Genomic DNA, 6000 nt, shown 5'->3' on the forward strand with positions numbered 1-6000 from the left:
CCCGCCGACCCTCAGAGACGCCCCATCGGCGCCCGGGCAGGACCGCACCAGCGCAGAAGGTCCGCCCCAGGGCCGCCGCATCATCGAGGAAAGCCGGCAGCACCATGTCGATCGCCTTCGTCTTCCCCGGCCAGGGCAGCCAGGCCGTCGGCATGGGCCGCGAGCTGGCCGAGGCCTTCGCCCCCGCCCGCGAGGTGTTCGAGGCGGTGGACGAGACGCTGAAGCAGAACCTCTCGCGCCTGATGTTCGAGGGCCCGATCGAGGAGCTGACGCTGACCGCCAACGCCCAGCCGGCGCTGATGGCCATGAGCCTGGCCGTGATGCGGGTGCTGGAGCAGGAGGGCGGCTTCGACCTGAAGGCGAAGGTCGCGGTGGTCGCCGGCCACAGCCTCGGCGAGTACAGCGCGCTGGCCGCGGCGCAGAGCTTCGACGTGGCCACCGCCGCGCGCCTGCTGCGGCTGCGCGGCGAGGCGATGCAGAAGGCGGTGCCGGCCGGCCAGGGCGCCATGGCGGCGCTGCTCGGCGCCGAGATGGCGCAGGCGCAGGAGATCTGCGAGCGCGCCGCCCTGACGCCCGAGGGCGGCCAGGAGGTGGTCGAGGCCGCCAATGACAATGGCGGCGGCCAGGTGGTGATCTCCGGCCACCGCGCGGCGGTGGAGCGCGCGGTGGCGCTGGCCAAGGAAGCCGGCATCAAGCGCGCCATGCTGCTGCCGGTCTCCGCCCCGTTCCATTGCGCGCTGATGGCGCCGGCGGCCGACGCCATGGCCGAGGCCCTGGCGCTGGCCGAGCTGCGCCCGCCGCTGGTGCCGGTGGTGGCCAACGTCACCGCCGCCAAGGCGACCGACCCCACCGAGATCCGCGAGCTGCTGGTGCGCCAGGTGACCGGCACGGTGCGCTGGCGCGAATGCATCGGCACGATGCGCGCGCTGGGCTGCGAGCGCTTCATCGAGATCGGCGCCGGCAAGGTGCTGAGCGGCCTGATGAAGCGCCTCGCCCCCGAGGCCCAGGCGATGTCGGTGGGCTCCCCCGCCGAGATCGAGGCCTTCCTGAAGACGCTCTGAGGAGAGGCGCGCGATGTTCCGACTGGACGGCAAGGTGGCGCTGGTGACCGGCGCCACGGGTGGCATCGGCGCCGCCATCGCCCGCACCCTGCACAGGCAGGGCGCCAAGGTCGCGCTCTCCGGCACCCGCGAATCGGTGCTGGCCGAGCTGGCGGCCGAGCTGGGCGAGGGCGCGCTGGTGGCGCCCGCCAACCTCTCCGACCCGGCCGCGCCGGCCGCGCTGGTCGACAAGGTGGAGGCCGAGCTGGGGCGGCTCGACATCCTGGTCAACAATGCCGGCTTCACCCGCGACGGGCTGGCGATGCGCATGTCCGACAAGGACTGGGCGGATGTGCTGGAGGTGGACCTCTCCGCCCCCTTCCGCCTGGCGCGCGCGGCGATGCGCGGGATGATGAAGCGCCGCTCGGGCCGCATCGTCTCGATCGCCTCGATCGTGGGCACCACCGGCAATCCGGGGCAGGCGAACTATTCCGCCGCCAAGGCCGGGCTGATCGGCATGAGCAAGTCGCTGGCGCAGGAGCTGGCGAGCCGCGGCATCACGGTGAACGTGGTGGCCCCGGGCTTCATCCGCACGCCGATGACCGATGCGCTCAACGAGCAGCAGAAGGCGCGGCTGATGGAGCGGATCCCCCTCGGCCGGATGGGCGAGGCCGATGACATTGCCGCGTCCGTTGCCTATCTGGCATCGGACGAGGCCGGTTGGGTGACGGGCGCGACCCTCCACGTCAATGGCGGGATGGCGATGACCTGAAGCGCGTCGGCCGGGCAGGGGCCCGCGGGGGAATGGCGGCGCGGGAGATCCCGGCCGCGTGACCCTCGCCGGGAAACCTGTTCCCCGGCCGGCTTCCATGTTAATGCCGCGCGGTCTGAGGCCGGGGATCGTCCCCGGCAGGGCAGCCGGCAAGCGTCTGCAAGCAGGAGAGACTCGGGCGATGAGCGATACCGCCGAGAAGGTGAAGAAGATCGTGGTCGAGCACCTCGGCGTCGAGGAGGCCAAGGTGACCGAAACCGCCTCCTTCATCGACGACCTGGGCGCCGACAGCCTCGACACGGTCGAGCTGGTGATGGCCTTCGAGGAGGCCTTCGGCGTCGAGATCCCGGACGATGCCGCCGAGAAGATCACGACCGTCAAGGACGCGATCGACTACATCGAGGCGCAGAAGGCCGCCTGAGGCCTTCCATCCGCGCCATCCTTTGCGTGCGCCCTTGGGGAGATAACGCGTGTTCGGTTCTCTGACGACGCCGCGCCGCGTCGTCGTCACCGGGATGGGCATTGCCTGCCCGCTTGGCGTCGGCGTCGCGAATGTGTGGCAGCGGATGCTGGCGGGTGAAAGCGGCATCGGCCCGATTACCCATTTCGATGCCTCTGACCTGCCGGCGCGCATCGCCGGCGAGGTGCCCGCCGGTTCCAAGGCCGAGGGGAAGCTCGACTTCAACGAGTGGATCCCGGTCAAGGACCAGAAGAAGATGGACCGCTTCATCCAGCTCGCCCTCGTGGCGGCGGTGGAGGCGGTCGAGGATTCCGGCTGGGTGGCCGAGTCGGAAGACGACAAGAACGCCACCGGCGTGATGATCGGCTCCGGCATCGGCGGCCTGCCGGCGATCTCCGAGAACGCCCAGCTGGTCGCCTCGGGCAAGGCGCGGCGCCTGTCGCCCTTCTTCATCCCCTCCGCGCTGATCAACCTGGCCTCCGGCCATGTCTCGATCCGCTACGGCTTCAAGGGCCCGAACCACGCGGTGGTGACGGCCTGCGCGACCGGCGTGCATGCGCTGGGCGACGCGGCCCGCCTCATCGCGCTCGGCGATGCCGATGTGATGGTGGCCGGCGGCGCGGAAGCCGCGATCTGCGACATCGGCATGGCCGGCTTCTGCGCCGCCCGCGCCCTGTCCACCGGCTTCAACGACCGGCCGACCGAGGGCTCCCGCCCCTGGGATGCCGGGCGCGACGGCTTCGTCATGGGCGAGGGCGCCGGCGTCCTCGTGCTCGAGGAATACGAGCACGCGAAGAAGCGCGGCGCCAAGATCTATGCCGAGGTGCTGGGCTACGGCATGTCGGGCGATGCCTACCACATCACCGCCCCGGCCGAGGGGCATGACGGTGCCTACCGCGCCATGAAGGCGGCGCTGCGGGATGCCGGCATCACCCCGGAGCAGATCCAGTACGTCAACGCCCACGGCACCTCGACGCCGCTCGGCGACGACCTGGAGCTGGAGGCGGTGGAGCGGCTGTTCGGCGAGGCCGCCAAGGGCCTGGCGATGTCGTCCACCAAATCGGCGATCGGGCATCTGCTCGGCGCGGCCGGCGCGGTGGAGGGCATCTTCTCGGTGCTCGCGCTGCGCGACCAGGTGGCGCCGCCCACGCTGAACCTGCACTCCCCGTCCCGGGAGAGCGTGATCGACCGCGTGGCGCTGCAGGCGCAGCCGCGCAAGATCGAGGTGGCGCTGTCGAACAGCTTCGGCTTCGGCGGCACCAACGCCTCCATCCTGTTCCGCAAGGCGCCCTGAGCCTTTCGGAAGCGTGACCGGGCCAGGGGGATTCGCAGGGCTGCGAAACCCCCTGGCCCTTCCCATCTCTGCCGCCCCGGACGGGGATGCGCGGAGGGGGATCCGGCAGACCCGCCGCGCCGGGCCCGCCCGGCCCTTGCCCCGGCCATGATGTGGCCCTGACAAAGGCTCGACGATGCGCAAGTTCCTCCTGGCGCTGCTGGCCCTGCTGATCCTCGCCGGCGCCGGCGGCGCCTGGTGGGCGCGCGGGCAGTATCTCGACCCCGGCCCGCTGGCCGAGGCCACCCCCATCGTCATCGCCCGCGGCGGCACCGAGCAGATCGGCCAGACCCTGGCGGCGCGCGGCGTGCTGGCCGATGTGCGCGTCTTTCCCATCGCCGTCTGGCTGACGCGGGAGGAGGGGCCGCTGCGCGCCGGGGAATATCTGTTTCCCGCCCATGCCTCGCTGCGCGAGGTGCTGAGCGTGCTGCGCACCGCCCGCCCGGTGCAGCGCCGCCTGACCATCCCCGAGGGGCTGACGGCCAGGCAGATGGCCGTGCTGATCGGCCAGGCCGAGGGGCTGACCGGCGACACCCCGGCCTTCGGCGAGGGCGAGCTGCTGCCCGAGACCTATGCCTATCAATGGGGCGACAACCGCGCCGCCATCGTGCGCCGCGCCGGCGCCGCGATGCGCGAGGCGCTGGACCGGCTGTGGAAGGAGCGCGCCGAGGGTCTGCCGCTGGCCTCGCCGCGCGAGGCGCTGGTGCTGGCCTCGATCGTCGAGCGCGAGACCGGCCAGGCGGCCGAGCGCGCCCATGTGGCGGGGGTGTTCATCAACCGGCTGCGGCGCGGCATGATGCTGCAATCCGACCCCACGGTCGCCTATGCGGCCGCCGATGGCGGGGTGCTGGACCGGCCGATCAGCCGCGCCGATCTGGACCGCGACCACCCGTTCAACACCTATCGCATCCGCGGCCTGCCGCCGGGGCCGATCGCCAGCCCGGGGCTGGAGGCGCTGCGCGCCACGCTGCAGCCCATGGCCACCGAGGATCTGTATTTCGTGGCCGATGGCACGGGCGGCCATGCCTTCGCCCGCACGCTGGAGGAGCACAACCGCAATGTGGCGCGCTGGCGCGCCATCGAGCGGCAGCGCAGCCAGTCCGCGACGCAGTGAGGTGATTTGAGAGGGGCTTTGCCCCTCTCAAACTCTCCCCACCAAAGGCCTGAGGCCTTTGGAAACCCATCTGTCGGGACCCCACTGATGGCGGGTGCAGGGGACCCCGTCCCCTGCTGGGGGAGTTTGAGGGGGCAAAGCCCCCTCAAGCCTGGGTCACCGGCTTGGCCGGCAGCCTGGCGGCGATGAAGGCGCGGAGAGACAGCGGCATCGCCCCGGCCAGCCGCGCCATCGCATAGGTCGGGAAAGGGTAGGCGATGCGGGTGCGCCCGCGCCGGATTCCTTCCAGCGTGCGGCGCGCGGCCTCCTCGGGCGACAGCATGAAGGGCATCGGGAACTCGTTCACCGCCGTCATGGCCGTGCGCACATAGCCCGGGCAGACGGCATGCAGCCGCAGGCCGCGATGGCGCTCGGTGGCGTCCGCCGCCTCGGCCCAGCGCTGCACGGCGGCCTTGCTGGCGCAATAGGCGGCGGCGCCGGGGGCGGCGACGAAGGCGGCGACCGAGGCAATCACGGCCACCCGCCCGCGCACCCCATCCGCCCCCGGCGCCTGCCCCGCCATTTTTTCCAGGGCCGGCAGGGCGGTGTTCAGCACGCCTTGGACATTGGTGTCGAAGATGGCGCGGACCTGCGGGCCGGGCTCGGCCACGCCGCCGGTGCCGCCGGAGATCCCGGCATTGGCGATCAGCAAGTCCAGCCCGTCCATGCCCGCCACCCAGTCCGCGCAGGCGGCGGCGTCGCGCACATCCAGCCTTGTCGCCGCCACCGTGGCGCCACGGGCGCGGCAGGCCTCGGCGCTGGCGTCCAGCCGCCCGGCATCGCGGCCGGCGAGGTGCAGCGTGACGCCCGGCGCCGCACTGGCCTCGGCCAAGGCGCGGCCGAGGCCGGAGGAGGCGCCGGTGATGGCGATGCGTCGCCAGGGAATGTTCGCCATGCCTTGCATCCTGCTGCGGAGCGGAAGAGAAGGCCGGGCATGGCTCTCTCCTCGATGACCGGATTTGCCCGCCAGGCGGGCACCCTGCCGGATGGCACGGGTTACGTGTGGGAATTGCGCAGCGTCAACGGGCGCGGGCTGGATGTGCGGCTGCGCCTGCCCCCCGGCCTCGACCGGCTGGAGGCGCCGCTGCGCGAGGCGACGGCGGCACGCTTCAAGCGCGGCAACATCTCCGCCACGCTGACGCTGAAGCGGGAGGACCGGGCGCCGCGCCTGACCCCCGACCCGGCGGCGCTGGAGCAGGCGCTGGCGCTGGCGCTGGAGCTCGCCGCGCGCATCCCGGGCTG

General features: G+C 72.3%; 7 protein-coding genes. 6 read left to right on the forward strand and 1 reads right to left on the reverse strand.

The genetic code is table 11. The annotated features are described in order from the left end of the window. Positions 1 to 104: 104 nt before the first annotated feature. The 5 genes from fabD (at position 105) to mltG (ending at position 4719) form a co-directional block, all read left to right on the forward strand. Positions 105 to 1061 (forward strand): ACP S-malonyltransferase, encoded by a 957-nt coding sequence (fabD, locus tag HMPREF0731_RS08095; protein ID WP_007003586.1) that lies wholly within the window; start codon positions 105 to 107, stop codon positions 1059 to 1061. A 13-nt stretch (positions 1062 to 1074) separates the two neighbouring features. Then, the gene (fabG, locus tag HMPREF0731_RS08100) at positions 1075 to 1812 is read left to right on the forward strand and encodes a 3-oxoacyl-[acyl-carrier-protein] reductase (RefSeq protein ID WP_007003587.1); all 738 of its coding nucleotides are present in this window, start codon (positions 1075 to 1077) and stop codon (positions 1810 to 1812) included. Positions 1813 to 1993: 181 nt separating this feature from the next. Continuing rightward, positions 1994 to 2233: an acyl carrier protein gene (locus HMPREF0731_RS08105; protein WP_007003588.1), complete on the forward strand. Its 240-nt coding sequence runs from the start codon at positions 1994 to 1996 to the stop codon at positions 2231 to 2233. Between the two features lie 49 nt (positions 2234 to 2282). Continuing rightward, entirely contained in the window at positions 2283 to 3566 is a 1284-nt protein-coding gene (fabF, locus tag HMPREF0731_RS08110; RefSeq protein ID WP_007003589.1) for a beta-ketoacyl-ACP synthase II, read from the forward strand. Positions 3567 to 3741: 175 nt separating this feature from the next. Then, positions 3742 to 4719: an endolytic transglycosylase MltG gene (gene mltG / locus HMPREF0731_RS08115; protein WP_007003590.1), complete on the forward strand. Its 978-nt coding sequence runs from the start codon at positions 3742 to 3744 to the stop codon at positions 4717 to 4719. A gap of 145 nt (positions 4720 to 4864) precedes the next feature. Here mltG and HMPREF0731_RS08120 read toward each other — a convergent pair whose 3' ends face one another. Continuing rightward, the gene (locus tag HMPREF0731_RS08120) at positions 4865 to 5653 is read right to left on the reverse strand and encodes an SDR family NAD(P)-dependent oxidoreductase (RefSeq protein ID WP_040612560.1); all 789 of its coding nucleotides are present in this window, start codon (positions 5651 to 5653) and stop codon (positions 4865 to 4867) included. Positions 5654 to 5692: 39 nt separating this feature from the next. Here HMPREF0731_RS08120 and HMPREF0731_RS08125 point away from each other — a divergent pair. After that, the coding region (locus tag HMPREF0731_RS08125) for a YicC/YloC family endoribonuclease (RefSeq protein WP_007003592.1) at positions 5693 to 6000 on the forward strand (308 nt) is incomplete at its 3' end.

The organism is Pseudoroseomonas cervicalis ATCC 49957 (assembly GCF_000164635.1).
In the GTDB taxonomy this organism is placed as follows: domain Bacteria; phylum Pseudomonadota; class Alphaproteobacteria; order Acetobacterales; family Acetobacteraceae; genus Pseudoroseomonas; species Pseudoroseomonas cervicalis.